The following is a 25,396-nucleotide window of genomic DNA, read 5'->3' on the forward strand; positions in this document are numbered from 1 at the left end:
TTAGAATTCTTCACTGATTGTTGCATTGAATGTAGTCTGCAGCTGCGGATCAGCAGCGGCTCTGCGGGCTTCTCCCAGCTGCGCGGCATCTCCTGCCAGCGGTTGCTGCGCGCGGAGAATATGTGCAGTCAGTTCCGTTATATCTTCCCTGATATTTTCTATCAGCGCTTTATCATAAACCTGTGCATTGTAGCGTATCCTCATGGCAATACGTTCTCCCGGTACAATGACGATACTGAAATCATGTTCTGTCTGATCAAATACATCTGATACGGCAGACATTTCAATCTGCTGTACATGGCTACCTTGCGGCCCTGCCACTTCCTGCACGGGGAAGCTCTCATACACGAGCATATGATCAAACAAGCCGGTGCTGAGGGCACTCTCCGCCTGAATATCCGCCAGGTGGGTATGCTGATGCGCGGTGCTGCTGATAAATGACTGCTGCGCCGCTGTCATCACGCGGCTCACGGGCGTCTCTGCGGTATATTGGATACGTACCGGCACTGTATTGATAAACAGCCCGATCATCTCTTCCACTCCCTTCAGTTCAGCGGGGCGGCCGGAAACAACGGTACCGAACACCACATCAGCCGTGTTGTTGTATTTGCCGAGTAATAAACCCCACAGTACCTGGAAGAAAATATTCTCTGTAATACCCAGCCCGGCGCAGTAGGTACGCAGCTCGCCACGCAAAGCGCCTTTCAGGAAAAACAGCTCGTTGGCAGCGCTGTAACCTCTTATGCCACCGGCTCTTCCGGGCACGCTGTTCAGCATATCGTAGCCGGACAGATAGTCCTTCCAGAATTGCAGGCTCACCGCCGGGTCCTGCGTCTGCAGCCATTGTATATAGTTGGTATAGGGTACTACTGCGTTCATTACCGGAAGCGTACCCTGTACCTGGTTATGATAGAATTGCAGGAATTCCTTCACGAGAATGCTGCCGCACCAGCCGTCCATCAGAATATGATGATGGCTCCAGATGAATTCATAGAGATCATGGTCTTTTTTCAGTACGGTAAGGCGCATCTGTGAACCGCTGTCCAGACGGAAGCCCTGCTGCCGGTCTGCTTCGCGGAATGCTTTCAGCGAGAAATCCTGCTCCCCGCTGATATCGCGGAAGTAAAAGTTATCGCCGGCATCGCGCTGTACGATCTGCAGCGGGCGGCCATATTCCTGTGTAAAGCAGGTGCGCAGGATACTGTGGCGGTTTTCCAGCTGCTGATAGCTCTTCTTCAGCAATGTTTCATCGAGCATACCTTTCACTTCATAGCTTACCTGTTCAAAGTAGGCGGAGGAAACGGCAGATTGCAGCCAGTGATAATACAGCCCTTCCTGCATGGGGCTTAACACGTATACATCTTCTACGTTGCCGGTAGCATTGAGCGCCATGACGGATTCCACGCTGAGTTCCTTATAGCTCAGGTCTGATGGCGTCATATGAACAACAGTTTCAGCAGATAATTTTTCAATCAGCGCTACCAGCTGTTCCCGGCAGGCATTCATGAGCCGCTCCATGGTGGCAGCCTGATACTGGGCGGTGCTGTAACCAACGGTCATGCGTAAACGTCCTTCTGTTACTATACCAGAGATATCCAGCAGGGAAGTTCTTTCCCAGTTGCCTGTAATAGCCTGCCCCTGTGCTTCTCCGCTGAAGGAAAACAGGTTTTCTCCGTTACCGGCGGCAACGCCGTGGCCGAAATCGCCCAGGTAGTTGAAAGTAACTTCCGGCGTCAATGGCAAATCGTGCCCGCCCATATAGCGAAGGATGCCATAGCCTATGCCTTTGTTGGGCACGCGGTGCAGGTGTCCTTTTATTTCTATCAGCTGCCGGATATTATCTGCGCGGTGTTCCATGTTAAACAATACCGGGTAGAAGCTGGTGAACCATCCTATGGTGCGGGTTACGTCCACATCGGCGCCGATCTGCTCGCGGCCGTGGCCTTCGAGCGTAATCAGTACACGGTCTGTTCCGAATACTGCCGACAGTGCCAGGCTCAGGGCCGTCAGTAATATATCGTTTGTATCAGTACGGTATGCGCTGTAACAGGCGGTAAACAGGCGGTTGCTCAGGGCTTCGTCCAGCAGGAAGGAATGGTAGCCGGTATCCTTCACCAGGTGGCTGCCGCCGGGGTTGTCCAGCGAAAGGCGCGGCACTGGCTGCGAGGCTATATCAGCCCAATAGGCGGCTTCCCGCTGCAGCGTTTTGCTGACAGCATAGGCTGCCTGTTTCTCCATCCAGTATTTGAATGAGTCTGTCTTCAGCGGCAGGTTCAATGCTGCGCCGGCAACAGCCTGTTCATAAAGTGCAGATAAATCTTCCAGTAATATTCTCCAGGAAACGCCGTCCATCACCAGGTGGTGAATCGCCAGCAGCAGCCTGTCTCCCGCGGCATCCCGGAAAAGCGCGGCATGAAACAGCGGACCGGTTTCCAGGTTAAAGCCTGCCTGTATGCGGTTACAGTAGCTGATAAAATCCTGTTCCTGATAAGGTAGTACTTCAAATGTACAGCCCTGTTCTTCTCCCAGGTTCTCCTGTTCCCAGCCGGCGGCTGTCATCCGGTACACCATACGCAGCGCATCGTGATGCTGTACCAGCTTATCCAGGGCAGTTTTCAACGCGGCTTCATGAATAGCAGTATTGCTTTTCAGTAAGACAGACTGATTATAATGATGTTTTTCTGCTGCGTTATTGGAGAAGAAAAACTGCTGCACAGGACTCAGTGCTACAGGTCCTTTTACTGCATGCTGCCAGATGGTGCGGTTGCTGACACCTACATGCCTGGCCAGATCGCCGATAACGGGATACAGTAATATATCCTGGATGGTGAGCGTATAGCCTTTCTGTTTCAGCCTGGAAACGATCTGTATGGATTTGATGGAATCTCCTCCGAGGAGGAAGAAATCATCATTCATACCAACGGGTTGTTTCTTCAGTACTTCTTCGTATACGGCTACCAGGTGTTTTTCGATATCGCCTGACGGCGCCCTGTAAGCCTTACCCGTAGCGATGTCCAGCCCTGCCGGCGCAGGCAGCTTACGTTTATCTGCTTTACCGTTGGTAGTCAGCGGCAGTTCATCCAGCTGTACAAACCAGGCAGGCATCATGTATGCGGGCAGCCTGTCTGCCAGGAAGCCGCGCAGGTCTGTAACGCTAAGGGGTTCATCGCTGACAAAATAGGCAGCCAGGTCTTTTTCATCGCCGGGGCTGGTATAGGCGATGACTACTGCCGCGCTGATACTTTCATGCTGTTGCAGTGCGCTTTCCACTTCTCCCGGCTCAATGCGGTAGCCTCTTACCTTTACCTGTTCATCTTTTCTGCCGGTAAATTCGATGTTGCCATCGCGGAGCCTGCGGCCCATATCACCGGTTTTGTAGATACGCCCGCCGGGGATGTACGGATCGGGTACAAATTTTTCTGCTGTAAGTTCCGGCCGGTTGAAATATCCGCGTGCGAGGCAGTTACCGCCGATGCCTATTTCTCCGGTAATGCCGTCAGGCAGCAGGCGGCCATACCTGTCAAGAATGTATATGCAGGTGCTGTCTATCGGTTTACCAACCGGCATGGGCCGGGAAGTATCCGTTGCCGGCAGCATTTCAAAAATAGTGGCGCATATCGCTGTTTCTGTAGGGCCATATGCATTGAAGTAACGTGTATATGGCAGGAACTGCGCCGCTTTTTCCGCAAGTACCGCTTCTCCTCCCGTAATCAGTTTTTTCACGGAAGGGATATTTGCGGGCTGCAGCAGTTTGATGTAAGCAGCCGGCAAAGTAGCTATGGTCAATGCTTCCCTGGCAATATATTCTTCCAGCAGCAGGAGGTTCTTCCTGGTTTCTTCCGGCGCTATATACAATGTTGCGCCGGTTGTCAGGGCAAGAAATATTTCGAAGACAGATACATCAAAAGAAGCGGAGAAGAACTGCAGGCACAGATCTTCGCGGCCTGCCTGAAATATCTGCTGCTGTCCCGCGATGGAATGCTGTAACGCCGCATGTGTAATCATTACGCCTTTAGGCAGACCAGTAGAACCGGAAGTATAGATGATATAGGCAAGTTTTTCCGGGGAGAGCTGCGGCGGCACTGCTGCTGTGGCTTGCATCACATCGAGCTGTATATCCAGCGCAATCATTTCTCCGGTAAAAAAGGAAAGATCGAAGAGGTAATCTGTTTGCGTAATCAGCGTGCCGATGCCGGTATCGCTGATGATAAATTCCCGGCGGGCCTCCGGATAGGCTACGTCTATGGGCACGTATACTGCGCCCGCCTTCAGGATGCCGAGCAGGGCTATGATCATCAGGTCGGACCGTTCCATCATTACGCCTGTCAGCATTTCCGTATCCGGTTGCTGCAGTTCCTGCAGGTAATGACAGAGGAGATCAGACTTTTCATCGAGCTGCCGGTAGGTAAGGCGGCGGTCACCGGCTACAACTGCCGTAGCATCAGGGTTTTCCTGTACACGGGATCTGAAGCGGGAGATGACCGTTTCACTGTTGTCTGCCGCAAGTCCGGAGAGATGCTGTAGCAGTTCCTGTTGTTCTGTTTCACCGATATAGTTCAGGGCGGACACGGGCAGCTGCACATCACTGGTAACGGACGTCATCAGCGCTGTTAAATGCCGCACCATGGCAGCCATGATCTGCTCATCATAAATATCGGAGTTATATACGATACGCAGGTCCAGCGCATCGCCGGATTCCACAAAATTGAAAACAATATCAAATACGCTGGTCAGCCGCTGCGTACCGCCATATCCGGCAACCTCCAGTCCTCCCAGCGTGCGCGCTGCGTTGCTGTTGTCTGCATGCTGCAATACTACCTGTACATCAAACAGCGGGTTCCTGCTGATATCGCGTTGCAGCTGCAGTGATTCTACCAGTTCATCAAACGGGTACACCTGGTGTTCGAAGGCGCCGATAACGGTTTGCCTGATATGGCTGAACAGCTGGCTGAAGCCTTCGTCTCCGCTGAAGCGGCAACGCAGCGCCAGGGTGTTGGCATACAGGCCGATCTGATCTTCCAGGTCGGCATGTTCTCTTCCTGCTACAGGGCTGCCGATGATCATATCTTCCTGCCCGGTATAGCGATAGAACAGGGCGCTCATTCCCGCCAGCAGCCCCATGTACAGGGTACCTCCCAGTTGCTGGCACATCTCTTTCAGCGCCGTGGTGAAAGCGGCATCCAGCCGGGTGGTGTACAGCGCGCCGTTATATGTTTTAAGCGGCGGGCGTTTATTACAGGCGGGCAGTTCCAGTACAGGCAGCTCGCCTTCGAACTGCTGCATCCAGTATTGTTTGTGATTGTTCTGGCCTCCCAGCTGCGCCTGCTGCCAGGCGGAGAAGTCGCGGTACTGCACCGTCAGCGGTTCCAGCGGTGCTGTTGTGCCACTCACTGCTGCATTATAAAACAGCATCACTTCGTTTATCAGCAGGCCCATAGACCAGCCATCGCTGATGATATGATGTATCACATAGGAAAATACCCAGCGGGTATCCGTCAGCTGATAGAGTGAAAGCCGCAGCAGCCCGGCGGTCAGATCAAAGGCCATCCGGCTGTCCTGCTGCAGAAAGGCTTTCAGTACTTCTTCCGGTTGCTGTTCATCCCGCAGGTCACGTTGCTGAATACCACCGAAAACAGCTGCCGGCTGTAATATTACCTGCAGCACATTGCCCTGCCCGTCTTCCCGGAATACGGTACGCAGGCTCTCATGGCGGCTTACCACCGATTCACATGCCGTATTCAGCGCCGCGGCATCCAGTGCGCCTTCCAGCTGATACACACCGCTCATGTTGTAGGCGATGTTACCTTCGGCAGACTGGCTCAGGATCCACAGCCGGCGCTGGGCGGCAGACAGCGGGTATCCTTCCTGATCAGGCGCCTTCGGTATGATGCTCCCTTTGCTGTCTGATTTTTTATAGAAATTGATGAATGCAATAATTTCTTCCTTGTGCTTTTTTATTTCCGCCAGCAGTTCGCTGTTCAGCGCTCCTTTGGGAGCCTGTATATCCAGCCGGCCGTCTACCACCCGGATATTCACTTTCAGCGCTTTCAGTTTAGTATACAGATCAGCAATCATATAGAAAAGTTTTCCAGGTCATTAAGATTATCTGCTTCAAATAATTCGTTGCCGGCCCACAGCATCTTCTCCACTTCAGCGGCCAGCGCCCCGATACTGGGATACATAAATACCGTTCTGATATCAATCACGGCTGCGGTTTCGCGCTGGAAGCGGTTAACGAAAGCACCTACAGAGAGGGAGTTGGCTCCCATTTCGAAGAAGTCGTCGCGAACACCCAGGCGGTCGATATGGAGAACAGATTTCCAGATACGTTCCATCGTTTTCTCCAGTTCTGTTTCCGGAGCCACATACGTATAGCCGTGATCGTTATCTTCCTGCATCGGATCCGGGAGCGCCCTGCGGTTGATTTTACCGTTGCTTGTAAGTGGCAGCGCTTCCAGGATGGTGAAGAAGGAAGGTATCATATAGGCCGGCAGCTTCTCCCGCAGGTATTCCCTCACCTGGTTGATATCCGGTGTGGTATGCGGTACCAGGTACGCGCAGAGCTGATTGAGGTTGTTGCTGTCTTTCCGCACATCCACTACCGCGTCGCGGATCAGTTCATGACGTTGCAGTATGCTTTCTATCTCTCCCAGTTCTACCCTGAATCCGCGGATCTTTACCTGGAAGTCCTTTCTGCCCAGGAACTCCATATTTCCGTCCGCCATCATACGGCCGAGATCACCGGTTTTATACATCATGCCACCGGGCCTGCGGGTAAACGGATCAGGTATGAAGGAAGCTGCTGTTTTTTCCCTGTCGTTGGCATAGCCTGCCGCCACGCCCACACCGCCGATATACAGCTCTCCCGCTACGCCTTTCGGCACAGGACGCAGATGATCGTCGAGGATATAGAAAGTGTTATTGTCTATTGGTTTGCCGTAAGGAATGCTGCTCCAGGTTTTATCTACTGCTTTCACCGGGAAGTAATTAGACCATACTGTTCCTTCTGTGGCCCCGCCCAGACTAATTACCTGTACCTGGGGGAAGTAACGCAGGATACGGTCAGGCAGTGATACCGGAATCCAGTCACCGCTCATGAAGGCCACGCGCAGGTCCGGTTGCTGAAAGCCGTCTTCCGCAGCTTCCAGTTCTGCTACCAGGTAGTTGAGGGTGGAAGGAACACTGTCCCAGAAAGTAATCCGTTCTTCCTGCAGCAATGCTTTCAGCTTTTCTACCTGCTGTACTTCTTCCTGTCGCGCAATGACCAGCGTACCGCCGGCGGAGAGCATACCGAAGATGTCGTACACGGAGAGATCAAAACACATGGAAGTAATGAACAGCAGACGGTCGTGCGTACCTACCCGATAGGTATTATTCACCCAGCTTACCAGGTTCACAACGGAATGGTGTGCTATCATTACACCCTTGGGCCTGCCGGTAGAACCGGAGGTATAGATGGTATAGGCAAGCTGACGGCTGCTGACGGCAACACCGGGATTTTCCTCGTTATATGCGCTCACATCCTGTTGTTGCATACAGATGATCCTGTCTCCGGAAAGCCCTTCCAGGTTAACTTCCGGAAGGTTGGTCATCAGCAGGGAGATGCCTGAATTGGAAAGAATATATTCCTGCCGGTCTTTCGGATACTCCGGATCAATTGGCACATAGGCGCCACCTGCTTTCAGAATGGCCAGCATCCCAACGATCATATCAAAGCTCCGGGTAACCAGCAGGCCTACGTTATCGCCGGTACTGATATTTTCGCACAGCAACCGGGCCAGCCGGTTGGAGCGTTCATTCAGCTCCCGGTAGGTCATGCTGATGCCATCCTGCCGTAATGCGGTATTGTCCGGGGTGCGGCGTACCTGCGCTTCAAAGAGCGACTGCAGGGTTTCTTCCGCTGCATAGGGCACTTCCGTATCATTGAAGTCCGTCAGTATTTCCTTTTTCTCCGCGGCAGACAGCAGGTCCAATGAAGCCAATGGTGTATGTGCCTGTGTGACTATCAGCTCCAGTATCCTCACATATAATTCCAGTGCGTTTTTCACGTGCTGGTCTTCAAAGAAGGCCGGCATGTATTTGATCTTCACCTGGAATCTGTCCAGCGTCTTATCTACCTCCACATCAAAAAATGTGTTGGTCATTTCTGTGGATTCCTCCACTTCTCTTGTCTCCCATCCGGAAGCAGCCGCTGTGAGCGATGAGTTGGTTTCTACCCGTTCGTAGGTATGAAAATCCGTGAAGTTAAACAGCGTATCAAACACCGGGTTCAGCGATGTTGTACGCTCCTGCAGCATACCGGCTATTTCACTGAGATGTATTTCCTTTGGTTTCACCGCTTTCAGGTAGCTGTCTGTTTCCTGCAACAGGGACATCAGATCTGTCAGGCGGTCAAATCTCATACGCACAGGAATGGTGTTGAGGAAACATCCCAGGATATTTTCCCCGTCTTCTATCGAAGGGCGGTCATGCGTTACTACGCCTGTAACCACATCCTGTTCTGAGCAGATAATATGCAACAGGCAGATGTGAGCGGCCAGACAGATAGATTTGAAAGAAAACTGGTGTCTGGCGGCTACTTCATGGAGTTGTTCCAGGAGTGCAGGGCGGATAACGCTGGATATGCGTTTCATGCCGCCTCTCTGGCTTACAGGAAGGCCTTTGTAGTTAAACGGCAGTTTGTTCCGGGTAAATCCGTCCAGCAGTTCTTTCCAGTACTGCTCAATGCCTGCCGATCTTTTTCTCGCCAGCAGGATGGCGCAGTAATCTTTGTAGCTGTGTTTCAGCGGTGCGAGTGCTACTTTCTCTCTTGTGGAAAGCAGCTGCGTCAGTTCTGTATTGAAAAGGGATACGCTCCATCCGTCCAGTGCGGAGTGGTGGAAGCTCCAGATGACAACATATTCATGTTTGCGGAGCCTGCATATCTGGAAGTTCCAGAACAGCTCATCATCGAAATTCAGCCGCGCTGTCTGCCCTGTTGCCAGCTGATTTCTCACGGCCTGCTGCTGTTCGTCATCATTGAGCATGGAGAAATCCTCGTAGGTAATCGGCAGGACTATTTCCGGCAGCACCACTTTCACGGGGCTGCTGAAGCTCTTCATATAGTATTTTGTCCGGAGAATCGGATGACGTTGTACCAGCGCTGCTACGGCAGTTTTGAAAACAGACAGGTCATCGATGTGTACAAAAAACGGAAACTGATCGTAGTATACGGGTTCCTCCGGTCTGATCATGGAGGAATAGATCATTCCCTGTTCTATGGCTGTCAGCGGATAGATATCTTCATAATCTCCCGGCAGCATGTTATATTCATTGTCTTCCTCAATGATGGCGCTGCGGAGCGTTTCTATCTGCCGCAGGCCTTCTTCCTTCATCCGGTACAGACTGTCATCTTCCTTGTTTTCAGCCAGCCAGGCTGCCAGGTCGCCGATAACAGGATATTCGTACAATTTCCCTACGGTAATTTTTACGCCGAGTTCTTCCCTGATCTTTCCAACTATCCTGATAGCCTTGATAGAGTCGCCTCCCAGGGCAAACATATTATCGAGCATTCCTGTTTTTCCGGCCGGCACTTTCAGCACAGCGCTGAAGATATTTACCAGCGCTGATTCCAGCGCATTGCCAGGCGCTACGTATGCTACTCCTGCCTGGTGATCTGCCGCAGGTTCCGGCAGCAGTTTATAATTAATTTTTCCGTTGGCAGTAAGCGGCCACTCTTTTAACAGCACAAAATAGTTTGGCATCATAAAAGAAGGAAGGACTCCTGACAAATACTTTCTTAACACAGCAATACTGAAGGCATCACTATCTGCCACCACCCAGGCAGCCAGCTCCTTTTCTCCTTCGGGTGCAGTTCTGACCAGTACCACCGCTCCTTTCACGGTATCGTAACGGCAGATGGCATTTTCAATTTCACCCAGTTCAATGCGGTAGCCGCGGATCTTCACCTGATTATCCATACGGCCTTCATAGGCCATTTCACCGTTTTCGAGCAGCTTCACCTTATCACCGGAGCGGTACATGCGTGCGCTTGCATCGAAAGGGTCCTGCAGGAAACGGGCGGCGGTGAGTTCCGGTTTGTTCAGGTATCCTCTGGCTACTCCGTCTCCGGCCACATACAGTTCCCCGGGAACGCCCACCGGCACAGGGTTACCGCGTTGGTCCAGCACATAGCAGCGCAGCGTCGGAATCGGTTTGCCGATGTTGCTGATGCCGCTGGTAATTTCCTGTGATGTTATTTCCTTATAGGTAACATGCACGGTCGTTTCTGTAATACCATACATGTTAATCAGGCGGGTGTCCGGATATTTATGCTGCCATTCCCGCAGGTTCTGCGGATTCAGTGCTTCCCCTCCGAAGATGATGTACCGCAGCTGCAGCTCAGCAGGGGCTTCTTCCATTTCCTGCCGGATAATATTATAGAAAGAAGTAGGCGTCTGGTTCAGCACCGTTACTTTTCTTTCACGCAATAATGCGAGGAACTGGCGGGGATCCTTTGCCGTCAGGGCCGGTACTACTACCAATTCTCCGCCGGACAGCAACGGGCCGAAGATTTCCCATACAGAGAAATCGAAGCAATAGGAATGAAACAGGGTCCATACATCTTTTTCATTGAAATCAAACAGGGCTGGATCTGTTTTCAGCAGCCGTACAACGTTCCGGTGTTCTATCAGGTTACCCTTCGGCTGTCCGGTAGTGCCGGAAGTATAAATTACATAGGCCAGGTTGTCTGGTGTGATACTGCGGGCGGGGTCTGCAGCACTGTATTTGCCCGCTTCACTGCGGAACTGAGCCAGTAGTGTATCATCGATCACCAGTTTACACTGGCTGTCGCCGAGCATGTAGTCGATTCTTTCCTGCGGATAGGTGGTATCTACCGGCACATAGGCGCCGCCACTTTTCAGTATACCCATGATGGCTACTATCATCCATTCGCTGCGATCCAGCAGGATACCGACCAGATCATCCGGCCGGATGTTATAATTCGTCTGCAGAAAATCCGCGAGCCTGTTAGCCTGTTCATTAAGCTGCTGGTAAGTAAGTATGGTATCGCCGGCTGATAATGCGGTATGTTCCGGCGTACGCAGCACCTGTTCTTCGAACAGGCTGATAATGGTTGCTTCGCGGGGATAATCAGCCAGGGTATTATTAAGTGCTGTTCTCAGCTGCAGCAGTTCCGCTTCATCCATATAGGAGATGTTGCAGAGCGGCGTTTCCGGATTTTCTGCAGCGGCTGCCAGCAGGCCGGTGAGGTGGCGGGCCATGCGGCGGGCAGTCTGCTCCGTATATACGTCACTGTTATATTCCAGGTTCAGTAGCAGGGTATGATCTGCCGCGGAGAAATTAAAGGTGAGATCAAATTTGCTGGTAGTATTGGTATACCCTTCGTAAGCGGCCACCTGTAATCCTTCCGGCATGGTTGCCGTTCCGGTGGCGGCAGCGGCATGCTGCACGGTAATCATCACGTCAAACAGCGGATGGCGGCTGGCATCGCGCGTGGAGGCGGCGCAGTTGACCAGTTCCTCAAAAGGATACTCCTGATGTGCCAGTGCGGCGAGTGTTGTCTGCTGTACATTTGCCAGCAGCTGCAGGAAAGTATCTGTTCCGGAGAATCGGTTGCGTAAAACAAGCGTATTCACGAAGAAGCCGATCAATCCTTCCAGGCCGGCTTTCTCCCTGCCGGCAACAGGTGTGCCGAGGATAATATCTTCCTGATCTGTATACCTGTAGAGCAGCGCGTTGACAGCAGCGGTCAGCCCCATAAACAGGGTGCTTCCTGTCTGGTAACAGCGTTCCTGCAGCACAGCCGTTACAGCATCCGGTATACGGATGCTCACGGTGCCACCGTTGTAGGTTTTCACAACGGGGCGCGTGAAATCGGCCGGCAGTTGTAATACCGGCAGTTCGTCCTGCAGCTGCTGCATCCAGTAATCATGATGTTGTGTGTAACGGCCGGACTGCTCCTGCTGCCGCTGCCACACCGCAAAATCCTTATACTGCACGGGCAGTGGCGGCATTGCGGCAACACCCTGATAAGCAGATAATAATTCCTGCATGAGCACCTGCATAGACCAGCCATCGCTAACGATGTGCGGCATTACGTATACAAGCACCCATTCCTGCACAGCTGTTCTGAACAGGTGTACGCGCAGCAGCGGCGTCTGCTGCAGATCAAACGGCAGACTGCACACGGCGGTAATCTGTGCGCTCAGCGTATCTTCACCGGCAGTACGCATATCGTGATGCACGACCGTCACCGGCATCTCTGCTGCGGGCTTTATATATTGAAGTACCGTACCGTCTGCCTCTTCTGAGAAAACGGTGCGGAGACTTTCATGTCTTTCATATAAACTGTCAAATGCCTTTTCCAGCGCGGCAATATCCAGTTGCCCGCGGAAAGTATATATGCCTGGCATGTTGTAGGCAGCGCTGCTTTCTTCCAGCTGGGAGAGCAGCCATAGCCTGTGCTGGGAAGAAGACAGCGGATAGCCGTCCTGTTCGGGGGCAGGCGGAATACCGGCAGCAGTACGGCTGGCATCCTGTTCCTGGTTGCCGGACAGGAACTGCAGCAGTTCTTCCTTTTTGCTTTTGATTTCAGCAATCAGTTGGGGGTCGGGGTTACTGGTATTGGCAAATACACGTAATTTACCATCAATGATTTCTAACAGAATATTATTTTCTGTTATCTTCTTTAGTAATGCTTTCATATGTCGATTTGCACTAATTGATCAATAGATGATTTAAGTTTCTGCTGATCCAGCATAAAGATGATCTGGTCGCTGATGTGCTCTATGTAAGGATCTTTGAATACCTGCGGGATGCTGAGCTGAACGGCGAACTGCTGCTGGATTTTTGAAATCATCTGCATCAGTTTAAGGCTATGGCCGCCGCTTTCAAAGAAGTTATCGCGGATACCTATACGTTCTTTTCCGAGAAGTTCCTGCCAGATGCGGACGAGGCCCTCGTCTGTATCATGGCGCGGGGCAACGGGGATATATGTTTCATGCAGCTGGGCCGACTGATGATCCGGTAACCTGGATCTGTCTTTCTTTCCGCTGGTTGTCAGCGGAAAATGTGTCAGCTGTACGAAGTAAGCCGGTATCATATAGTCCGGCAGCGTCTTCCTCAGTGCAGTACGTATGGCAGGTATCTCCGGCAATTCATTGCATACGATGTAGGCTACCAGGGATTTATCGCCCTGCCCGTCTGCCTTCGCCATTACCAGCGCATCAGTAACTACCGGCAGCTGCAGCAACGCTTCTTCTATTTCTCCCGGCTCAATTCTGTAACCGCGTATTTTTACCTGGTTATCTTTTCTTCCGCTGAAAGCAATGTTGCCGTCAGCCGTCCAGTAACCGACATCGCCTGTTCTGTACATTTTTACTCCGGGCAGGAAAGGATGCGTGGTGAATTTTTCGGCTGTCAGTGCAGGCTGACGCAGGTAGCCCCTGGCCAGTCCGCTGCCGCTGATACATATTTCCCCGCTCACACCGGCAGGCTGCAACTGCCCGGCTGCCCCGAGGATATACACGGCCGTGTTGGAGATCGGCTTTCCTATCAGCACACGGCGGGCATTATCTAACCGGTACATGGTGCTGTACGTGGTATCTTCTGACGGCCCATACAGGTTCCTTACCTGCATACGCTGCAGTTGCGCATCCTGCAGGAAGTGCGGCGGCACAGGCTCTCCGGCAACATTCAGCAGCTTCACCGCACTGAGATCAATATGTTCGCTCAGCAGCCCGGCTACCACGCCAGGCACGGTATTCAGCAATATGCGTTCCGTCGTGTGCAGCCATGCGGGAATAGATAAGGCGTTATCCAGTATGCGTAGTTTTTTACCGCAGATGAGCGAATAGAATATTTCAAAAACAGAAAGATCAAAACAAACGGAGGTAACGGCGAAGACTATATCAAAATCATTGCTGTCAAATTCTTCCAGACACCAGCAGATAAAAGCATAGGCATTACGATGTTCAATCATTACGCCTTTGGGCTTTCCGGTAGATCCGGAAGTATAGATGAGATAAGCGAGATCGTTGTCATCCGGCAGCTGCAGCGGATTGCTGTTACTGTACGCCATCATGGTTTCCCGGAATAACAGCATGCCTGTTTCATCCAGTACCAGGGTACACTGGCTGTCTTCCAGTATATAGGCAATTCTTTCTGCCGGATAGGAAGGGTCCAGCGGTACGTATGCCGCACCAGCTTTCAGCACGCCCAGTATAGCCACAATCATCCACTCATTGCGCGGCAGGTTCACGCCTACCATTTGTCCTTTTCCTACCTGGTAGTTTTCCTGCAGGTAAGCGGCCATCCTGTTAGCACAGGCATTCAGCGTATCATAGCTCATACTGTTGTCTCCGCAGAGCAGGGCCGGTTGCTCTCCCGCTGCTGCCGCCTGTTCCTGGAACATGCTCACAATGCTGCGGCCTGCGGGGTAATCACGGTGGTTATTATTGAAGGTAAAGGCTACCTTATTTTTTTCTTCGGAAGATAACATCTCCATCAGGGCCACCGCCGTATCCGGAGAGGCAACCGCTGTCCTTGTCAGCTGCTCCAGGTGAGCGGTCAGCGCCGTCATCATGTCTGCTGAATACAAGTCAGTATTGTACACAATGCCTGCCTGCAGATTGCCGGAGATGTCTTCTACAAAACTGAAGGTGAGATCAAATTTATTTCCGGGCAGCAGCGTTTCATTGTGGTACGGAGTAATGCGCAGATGCGGCACTTCCGGCGCAGCGGCAGCGTCGGCGGTGTTGTTCAGCGTTATCATCACATCAAACAGGGCATTGCGGCCCATATCGTGCCGAAGCGCCAGGTTATTCACCAGTTCATCAAAAGGATAATCCTGGTGTTCCAGGGCTGCCAGCGTGGTTTTCGTCACGGTTGCCAGCAGTGTGGCAAAACTTTCAGTACCGCTGAACTGTGTGCGCAATGCCAGCGTATTGATGTAACATCCGATCTGCTCTTCCAGGTCGGCATGCAGGCGGCCGGCCACCGGCGTACCCAGGATAATATCTTCCTGACCGGTATAACGGTATAACAATGCATTTACTATCGCTGTGATGCCCATGAACAAGGTAGCGCCATGAGCGTGGCATAAGGTTTTCAGCAGTGTGGCATATTCACCGGGGATAACCGTGTTTACTACTGCCCCGTGATACGTTTTTACTGCCGGGCGTATTTTATCGGACGGGAAATCCAGTACCGGCATTTCACCGGAGAACCGGTCCAGCCAGTACAGGCGGCTGGCCGTGCCGGTAGCCACTTCCAGCTGTCTTTGCTGCCATACCGCATAGTCCTTATATTGCAAAGGCAGTACTGCCGGGCTTTGCGGCTGGTCATATTGCCTGTATGCTTCAAATAATTCCTTTGTCCATACATTCATGGACCAGCCATCGCTGATGATGTGATGGGTAACATACAGCAGTAACCATTTATGATCTTCCAGCTGCCACAGGCAGGCGCGTTGTAACGGACCTTTCGCCAGGTCAAACGGTTCGGCAGCCTTTGCCGCGGCGGCGGATACTGCTGCAGCTGCGTTTCCGCGCATATCACCGTATTCGGGGCATAATACAGCTGCTTCCGCCGGCAATACCACCTGCCGTATCAGGCCATCAGCATTTTCGCGGAATACGGTACGCAGGCTTTCATGTTTTTCCGTCAGCCTGTTTAATGCCGCCGTCAGCGCTTCTTCCTGCAGCGTTCCTTCCAGGAAGCAGGCGAATGGCACGTTGTAGGCAATGTTGGCATCGCTGAAACGACTGAGTACCCAGATGCGGCGTTGTGCGGCAGACAAAGGATAGTCGGCCTCTGCTGCGGCACGGGGTATGCCGTTGAAGCCCACACCCTGCGTATCTGCTATCCATTGTGCCTGATCTGCCAGTTTCGGGTGTGCAAACAATTCCCGTATCGTCATCTTTATCCCGAAAACTTTATAGATCCGGGTAATCAGGCGGTTGGCCTTCAGACTGTGCCCTCCCGATAAAAAGAAATCATCCGTTACACTGATATTTTTTCTGCCCAGTACTTCTTCCCAGATGCCCTGCAGCTTTTCTTCCGTCATATTCCGCGGCGCAACATAGCTGCTGCCGGTAGCGGCATCGGCAGCCGGCAGCGGTAAGGCACGCTTGTCTGTTTTACCGTTGGCAGTAAGTGGAAAACGATCCAGCAGCATATAATGATCGGGCAGCATGAAAGCTGGCAGCATACGGCCCAGATAAGCGCGCAGTTCTGCTGTGCTGATACCGGCATCGCCTGTCAGGTAGGCGACCAGCGATTTATCTCCGGCAGCATCTGTAACAGGCATTACCAATGCCGCATCCACCTGCGGGAAGGATGTCAGCGCATTTTCTATCTCTCCCGGCTCTATGCGATAGCCGCGGATCTTCACCTGATCGTCCTTACGGCCCAGGAAGCCGATGTTGCCGTCCGGCAGCCATCTGCCCAGGTCGCCGGTCTTGTAGATCCGCTCTCCCGGCAGGAAAGGATGCGGCACAAAGCGCGCAGCCGTAAGCTCCGGCGCGGCTACATACCCGCGGGCAAGGCCATCGCCGCCTACGCATATTTCTCCGGTAGCACCCGGCGGCAGCAATGCGTGATGCTCATCCAGGATGTAAACGGTGGAATTGCTCACCGGCCGCCCTACCGGGATATCCTGCATACCGGCAGTAATCCGGCAGGTAAGGGAAAATGTCGTATTCTCCGTAGGCCCGTAACCGTTAATGAGTTCCAGGGCGGGATATGACTGCAGCAATTTGCCCACATGTGCGGAAGAAAGCCTGTCGCCCCCTGCCAGCACTGTTTTCAGGCTGCTGAAAATATCGATATTATATTCTATCAGCTGATGGAACCAGCCGGCAGTAAACCACATCATGGTAACGCCTTCGGTACGGATCAGCTGCCCGAGTTGCTGTGTATCTGACAGGGTTTCCTGCGGACAAAGCACCAGCCGCCCGCCGTTCAGGAGCATACCCCAGTATTCGTAAGTGGTGGCGTCGAAGGCTACCGCGCCGGTAGACAACAACACATCGCTTTCCTGCAGACTGACATACTGCTGGCCCTTTACCAACCGCACTACGCTGCGATGTTCCACCATCACACCTTTAGGTTTCCCGGTAGATCCGGAGGTGTACATGATATACGCCAGATCCTGCGCAGTTGCGGAATGAACAGGGTTATGGCTGTCATATGCCGCTATATCCCCGTCAAAGATGTTCATCAGCTCCTGTCCTATCAGCAGGCTGCAGCCGCTGTCTTCCATCATATAATTCACCCGTTCCTGCGGAAACACAGGGTCTGCAGGCATATAGATGCCTCCGCATTTCAACACGCCGAGAATGGCGGCCATCATGTGCACACCTTTATCCAGCTGTATGGCGGCAACGCTGTTGTGCCCGAATCCATGCGCCGATTGCAGGAAATGTGCGAACCTGTTGGCAAGTGTGTTCAACGCTGCATAGCTCAGTGTTGTACCATTGCATGACAACGCAATATGTTCCGGCGTAGCGGCAGCCTGTAATTCAAATAGCTGCGGAATGGTCATGGCAGCGGGGTAAGGCGCAGCTGTTGCATTGAACTGTTGCAGCTGCTGTATTTTTTCTGCCTCAGATAACAGCGCTGTTTTACCGATGATCTGCTCCGGAGCAGCGGCCATACCTGTTATAATGCGATCAAGGCTCGCCATAAAACCTGCCGCAGTGGCGGCATTCCACAGGTCGGTATTATATTCCAGATGCGCCTGCAGTAGTCCGTTTACTTCCACAAAGCTGAAAGTGAGATCGAACCTGCTTCTGGTAGTCTGATGACCACGATAGGTGCCGATGCTCATATCTCCGGCCAGCAGCTGATCGTTCATAGAGCTGTTATCATGCTGCTGCAATACTATCATCACATCAAACAGCGGGCTGCGGCTCAGATCCGGCGTCAGTTGCAGGCTATCGAGCATTTCCTCGAAAGGATACTGCTGATGCGCGAAAGCATCCAGCGTCAGGCGGCGTACCTGTTGCAGCAGCTCCGTGAAGCTGCCGGCGGGGTTCAGCTGCATACGCAGGGGCAGTGTGTTGAGGAACAATCCCAGCTGGTCTTCCAGGTCAGCATGATTTCTGCCGGCCACGGGGCTGCCGATGATGATATCGTCCTGGCCGCTGTAGCGATGCAGCAATACATATACGGCTGTCAGCAACTGCATGAACAGCGTATTTCCTTCTTTGCTGCCAGTGGCCTTCAGTGATTGCAATACGGCGGCGCTTATTTCCATGGAGGTACTTCCTCCATTGTAGGATTTAAGCGCCGGCCGGGGCCTGTCTGCCGGCATTTCCAGCACCGGCAGCACGCCTGAAAGCTGTTGCTGCCACCAGCTGCGGTCAGCTCCTTCTTCTTCGTGCAGCCGTGACTGTTGCCATGCCGCATAATCTCTGTACTGGAGTTTGAGCGGAGATAATTCCGGTCTGCTGCCGGTACGGAAACTATTATAGAGCGTGATTAATTCTTTCAGCATGATACCCACCGACCAGCCATCGCTGATGATGTGGTGCATCACATACAGGAGGATATACTTTCCTTTTCCGTTATGATACAATGCGGTGCGCAGCAGCGGACCGGCGCTGAGATCAAACGGGCGGTTCACGGCGGCTGTAATGGCAGCTGCCAGCATTGCTTCATCAGCATTTTCCATAACGGGTATGCTGCTGAATATGCTATCAGCAGCCAGGATCACCTGTCTTACCTCTCCGCTTTCCTGTTCCCGGAAAACGCTTCTCAGTATCTCATGCCGGTCGACCAGGGTGGCAAAGGCATTATTGAGCGCTGCTATATCGGGTTGTCCCTGCAGTTCAAAAATGCCGGGCATATGATAGGCGGCGCCGGCTTCAGGAAACTGGCTCAGTATCCAGAAGCGGCGTTGTGCGGAAGACAGCATATAATCTTCCTGTTCCTGTAAACGTGGTATAGCGCTGAATTCCAGCGGGGTGGCAGCAGCAATGAGCCGTGCCTGTTCTTCCAGTGTGGCATGCCGGAAGAGTGCCGGTATATCCAGGCGTATCTGGAATGCTTTGTGCACCTGGCTTTGCAGCCGGATGACCTTCAGGGAGTGGCCTCCGAGCAGGAAGAAATTATCCTTTAATCCGATGTGCGATGTTTCCAGCAAAGCACACCATATTTCCGCCAGCTGCTTTTCCACAGTGGTTTGCGGCGCTATAAAAGCAACTGCCTCCCGCTCTTCTGATGCCAGTGCGGGCAGGCGTTTCCGGTCTATTTTCCCGTTCAGCGTCATGGGCATCGTTTCCAGCTGCACATAAACGCCCGGCACCATGTAATGCGGCAGGAATGTTTCCAGGTGCGCCTGCAGCAATGGAATAGCTACCGCTTCGTGGCTGACGAAATAGGCGGTCAGGAATTTTTCTCCCTGACTGCCGGTGCGTGCTACTACTACCGCTGATGTTATGCCGGTATATTTACGGATGGCAGCAGCAATTTCTCCCGGTTCAATGCGGTAACCACGGATCTTCACCTGGTCATCTTTTCTGCCGGTAAATTCCAGGTTGCCGTCGGGCAGCCAGCGGCCCAGGTCACCGGTTTTATACATGCGCTGTCCGGGCAGGAAAGGATTCGGAACAAATTTCTCTGCCGTCAGGTCTGGGCGGTGCAGGTATTCTTTTGCCAGGCCATCGCCGCTGATGCATATTTCACCGGTTACACCCACCGGTTGCAAGGCACCTTCCGCGCTGATGATGAACACTGCTGTATTGGCAATGGGCCGGCCTATCAGGACACGGTCGTCTTCTCCGATACGGAAGACGGTGCTGTAGGTCGTATCTTCAGACGGGCCGTACAGGTTTCTGATCGTCATATGACGCAGGCCGTCAGCATGTGCTACCGCAGCAGGCAAGGTTTCTCCGGCCATATTCAACACTTTCACGGCACGCAGGTCGGCGCCTGCCGCCAGAAGCTGTGCAGCTACGCCGGGTACGGTGTTCAGCAGCAGCCGGTCTGCCGTATCCAGGTAATCGGGAACAGACAAGGCATTCGGCAGCAACCGCAGTTGTTTGCCACAGGCCAGGGTATAAAATATTTCGAAGATGGAAAGATCAAAACATACAGAGGTAACACCCAGTACTACATCTGCTTCTGCTATCGCGAATTCCTCCAGGCACCAGCAGATAAACGTATAGGCGTTAAAGTGAGTAATTACCACTCCTTTGGGAGCGCCGGTAGATCCGGAAGTATAGATTACATAGGCGGCATCATCAGGAGCGGGCAGCGTTGCATGGTCCGCAGCGGGGTAAGCCGCTGCTGCTGTACGATAGGCCGCCATCACCGTTTCGTCGATCAGCACGCGGGAGCGGCTGTCGTTCATCATATAACGGATACGCTCCTCCGGATAGTCGGGGTCCAGCGGCACATAGGCGGCGCCGGTCTTCAAGACCCCCAGCAGGGCTACAATCAGCCACTCATCACGGCGGAGCATCACGGCAGCGAGATCACCGCTGCCCAGCTGGTATTGTTGCTGCAGAAAAGCGGCGAACCTGTTGCTGCATTCCTGCAATTCCAGGTAGGAAAGGCAGGCATCACCGCAGGAAATCGCCGTGGCATCAGGCGTTGCAGCCGCCTGCCGGGCCAACAGCTGTAATATGGATGTATGAGCGGGATAATTCGCGTACGTATCGTTAAATGTGTGCGTAAGTATTTTTTTCTCTGCCGCAGAAAGATAATCAACCAGTCCGATTTTCGCCTGTGGCGCATCCAGCAATGCTTTCAGCAGCTGCGTGAAATGCGTGGCTATGCGCGCTATTGTGCTGCGGTCAAAAATATCTGTATTGTATTCCAGCCACAGATCCAGCTCCTCTCCTGCTTCTGCGAAGCTGAAGGTAAGGTCGAATTTACTGCGTACGGTGGTGTTGCCTTTCCATGGACGGATACTGACACCCGCCATCATTTCAGGGGCCAGGATACGGTGACTGTCTGTATTCTGCAGGATCACCATTACATCAAACAACGGGCTGCGGCTCTGGTCTGCCGGCAGTTTCAGGTCATTCACCAGTTCTTCGAACGGGAACGACTGATGTGCATAGGCATCCAGCGTGATGCGGCGCACGGCCTGCAGCAGCTCCGCGTAGCTACCCTGCCCGTCCGTCTGCACACGCAGTGCCAGCGTGTTGAGATATAATCCCAGCTGACCTTCCAGGTCGGCATGTTCCCTGCCGGCTACCGGGCTGCCGGTGATGTTGTCCTGCTGTCCGGTATAGCGGTACAGTAAGGTGTGCACCGCTGCCAGCAATCCCATAAACAGCGTAGCGTCATGGGCTGCCACAGTGGTTTTCAGCTGTTGCAGCAAGGCAGCGGGGATACGTTTGTTCAGCGCGTCTCCCCTGTATGTTTTAACAGCAGGACGCAGCCTGTCTGCCGGCAGATTTGTCACCGGCAGTTCACCTGACAATTGCTGCAGCCAGTATTGGCGGTTGGTAGCTGCCGATTGCTGCAACTGTTCCTGTTGCCACCAGGCATAATCTTTATACTGAAGCGGCAAGGGCTGCAACGCTGGCTCCATGCCACTTTGCAGACTATGATAGCGTAACAGTAATTCTTTGAACAGTAATCCCATGGACCAGCCATCGCTGATGATATGGTGCATCACATATACCAGCACATAACTGTCCGGCGCGGTACCATACAGGGCAGCCCTGAGCAGCGGCCCGTCGGTCAGGCTGAAAGGCTGACTGACAAAGGCTTCCATGAGGGGCTGCATATCTGTCTCACTTACTTCTTCACAGGTGATACCGGAAAAAACATCTGCCGGAAGAATTACCTGCCGGATATTACCACCGGCATCTTCCCGGAATACGGTTCTCAGGATCTCATGCTGTTGTACTAGTCCGCGGAAAGCCTGTTGCAGCGCAGCGATGTTCAGCGTGCCATGTAACTGATAGATACCGGGCATGTGATAAGCGGCGGCGGCATCGGGAAACTGGCTCAGTATCCAGAAGCGGCGTTGCGCCGGGGATAACGGATAATCTTCCATCACAGGCGATGCCTGAATACGCTGATGTGTTTCCTGTGCAGCGCCGGCAATCAGCTGCGCCTGCTCTTCCAGCACCATATGGCTGAACAATGATTTCAGCGGCAGCGCTACCTGAAATTTACGGCGGATGCTGCTCAGCAGCCGCGTTGCTTTCAGGCTGTGGCCTCCCAGCAAAAAGAAGTTATCCTTTACGCTGATCTGCTCTTTTTGCAGCAGTTCACGCCAGATCTCTGCCAGTTGCTGTTCCAGCGCGGTGCGGGGGGCTATGTATTCAACGGTGGAAACAATATTACTTTCTTCAGGAGCCGGCAGCCGCTTCCTGTCAATCTTACCGTTAAGCGTCAGCGGCATGGCTTCAATGCGGATGAAGTACGCCGGTATCATGTAAGCCGGCAGCAACGTGGCCAGCCAGGTCTGCAATGCCTGCATTTCCAGCTGCGCGGTGCCCGCAACATAGGCTGCCAGCTGCTTTTCGCCGGTGCGGCCTGTAAAGGGCACTACTGCAGCAGCGGTAACGGCTGCATAGCGGCGGATAGCGGCTTCTATTTCACCCGGCTCAATGCGGTACCCTCTGATCTTTACCTGGTCATCCGTTCTGCCCATAAATTCGATGCAGCCGTTCTCCAGCCAGCGGCCTACGTCGCCGGTTTTATATATTCTTTCTCCGGCAACAAAAGGATTCGGTAAAAATCTGGCGGCGGTAAGTTCCGGTCTGTTCAGATATCCGCTGGCCAGGCCATCGCCGCTGATACAGATTTCCCCGGCAACGCCCACCGGTTGCAGTTGTCCGGCTTCGCTGAAAATATAGAAAGCGGAACGGCAGAAAGGTTTTCCCAGCGGTTCATGCGCGGCATGCTCCCGCAACTCCACCCGCTTCAGTAATTTCCCGATCGTCGTTTCTGAAGGGCCGTAGTGATTGTATACCTCGCAGTCGGGATGGGCGCGGCTGATAAAGGTGACTACATTGGAAGTCAGCTGTTCTCCGCCGAAGATGAGGCATCTGGCCGGAAGGTAACAATGGTTTTCTTCCTGCAATGCCATCCAGTGAGAGGGCACAATCTTTATACAGTCGAGTTTTCCGGTAAATATTTTTTCCGGTGTCAGCAGGGCGTCGTTGTCATATACATGCAACGCGCCGCCGGTGATCAACGCGGGAAACAGTACGGTATTACCCAGATCTGCCGCGATGGTAGATACCAGCCCGAAAGTCCGGCAGGCATCTATATTCGTTACCGCCCTGATACCTTCGCAGTAATCCATCAGGGAGCGGTGTGTAATCATTACTCCTTTAGGCTCGCCGGTGGATCCTGATGTATAGATCACATAGGCAAGCGATTCCTGCCGCGTTGCAGGCAGGACAACGGGTAAAGCGGCAGCAGGCAGGGTTTGCAGCCTGTCCATCAAAAAGGTATCACCAGTAAAAGCTGTTGTATCATCAAAGGCATCTGCTGCCGTCAGCAGCACTTTTACCTGTGTATCTTTCAGTATAAATGCTTTCCTGGAGGCGGGGTATTCCGGATCAACAGGTACATAGGCGGCGCCGGCTTTTAATATTCCCAGTATGGCAACAATCATATCCGCGGAACGATGCAGCATAATACCCACCAGATCGTCTTTCCCTACGTGATATTGTGTCCTGAGATATTGTGCCAGCAAGGTCGCACGGCTATCCAGTGCAGCATAGGACAGCACCTCTTCCCGGCATACTACCGCGGTTGCTTCCGGCGTGCGCCGGGCCTGTTCTTCAAAAAGATCTACGATAGTTTTGTCTGCCGGGCAGGCGGCCTCCATGTTATTAAAAGCAGATAACAACTGGTCATATTCTGCCGGAGTCAGGTAAGACAGTTCGGCCACGGCTTTATGCGGGTCTGTCAGCGCTGCATCCAGCAGCTGTATAAGGTGATGACCGGCGCGGGTGGCGGTAGACTGCGTATATATATCTCCGTTATAGGTAACCAGCATTTCTATTTCATCGCCGGTTTCCATAAAATTAAAACTCAGGTCAAATTTGTTGAAGGTTTCCTGCCGGCCTTCATATTCCCGGATAGTAAGTCCGGACAGATGCTGTTCTGCTTTCGTATGGCTGACGGCATTATTTCTCAGTATCACCATCACATCGAACAGCGGATTTCGGCTCCGGTCCCACTGCAGCTGCAGTTCTTCCGTGAGCAGGTCAAACGGATAATCCTGGTGACTGAAAGATTCCAGGGTCAGCTGCCGTACATGACGCAACAGCTGCAGGAAGCCTTCCTGTCCGTTTATCCGGGTGCGCAGCGCCAGGGTGTTGAGATACAAACCTACCTGGTTTTCCAGTACGGTACGGCTTCTGCCGGAAACAGGCGTGCCGGTGATAATATCATCCTGTCCGGTGTAGCGGTATAGCAACAGGTTAACGGCGGCAGACAGGCCCGTAAACAGGGTACTGTCTGTGGCAGCCAGCAGGGTTTTCAACCGGGTGGTAACGGCAGCGGGTATACGAAGTTGGACCATACCGCCGTTAAAGGTTTTCACGGCCGGGCGGGATTTATCTGCCGGGAAAGCCAGCACCGGCAGCTCTCCGGAGAAAAGCGCAGTCCAGTAGTTACGGTGCGCATCAAAATCAGGAGCGCTGATTTTACGTTGCTGCCAGGCAGCATAATCTCTATATTGCACAGGCAATGCCGGCAGGTCAGCAGTACCGCCATGGCAGGCGGCCGCATACAGCAGCATCAGCTCTGTGATGATAATATCCATTGACCAGCCATCGCTGATGATATGGTGCATCACCAGGCAGAAGACATGCCGGGTATCCGACAGCTCCCCGATACAGGCGCGCAGCAGCGGGCCTTGCGTAAGCTGGAAAGGTTGTGACACCATGCCGCCGGCCCATACGGCAATGCCGTCATCGCCGGCTTCCTGCAGGTTATAAGTCTGTACGGCAAATGCCATTTCTTCCACAGACAGAAAATGTTGCCTTACCTCTCCGTTATCATCTTCCCGGAAAACAGCGCGTAGTATTTCATGCCGTTCCAGCAAGCGGTTAAAAGCCAGCTGCAGACAGTCCGGCCGCAATACGCCTTCAAATATTTTAACCACCGGAATGTTATACGCAGCATTGCCTTCTTCCAGCTGACTTAAAAGCCATATGCGGCGTTGTGCGGAAGACAGCTCCCAGGATGCCTGCGGCGCGGCAGGAAGAATATCTTCTTCCGCCACTGCCTTTGCCTGCAGCAGTAAACTGATGACTGCTGCCTTATGGGTGCGCAGGACATCTTTCTCCGCAGTTGTCAACGCAGCGATGTTACCTTTCAGTTTCAGGCCGGTTCCGGTATCATCAACACCAAGACTCACGCCTTTTGTCCTGCACGCAGCTATAACTTGCAATAACGCTTTCAT

The 25,396-nt window shown here is 53.0% G+C and carries 3 protein-coding genes; all 3 read right to left on the bottom strand.

Going from position 1 to position 25,396, the window contains the following annotated elements; genetic code table 11:
* From GWG06_RS25060 to GWG06_RS25070, 3 genes are read right to left on the bottom strand one after another with little or no spacing between them, the layout of a single operon-like run.
* On the bottom strand, positions 1–6,075 hold the full coding sequence (locus GWG06_RS25060; protein ID WP_160716860.1) for a non-ribosomal peptide synthetase: 6,075 nt from the start codon (positions 6,073–6,075) through the stop codon (positions 1–3).
* Positions 6,072–12,707 (bottom strand): non-ribosomal peptide synthetase, encoded by a 6,636-nt coding sequence (locus GWG06_RS25065; protein WP_160716862.1) that lies wholly within the window; start codon positions 12,705–12,707, stop codon positions 6,072–6,074. The genes GWG06_RS25060 and GWG06_RS25065 overlap by 4 nt, the downstream gene beginning before the upstream one ends.
* Positions 12,704–25,396 (bottom strand): non-ribosomal peptide synthetase, encoded by a 12,693-nt coding sequence (locus GWG06_RS25070; RefSeq protein WP_160716864.1) that lies wholly within the window; start codon positions 25,394–25,396, stop codon positions 12,704–12,706. The genes GWG06_RS25065 and GWG06_RS25070 overlap by 4 nt, the downstream gene beginning before the upstream one ends.

The organism is Chitinophaga solisilvae, from assembly GCF_009928525.1.
Taxonomy (GTDB): Bacteria; Bacteroidota; Bacteroidia; order Chitinophagales; family Chitinophagaceae; genus Chitinophaga; species Chitinophaga solisilvae.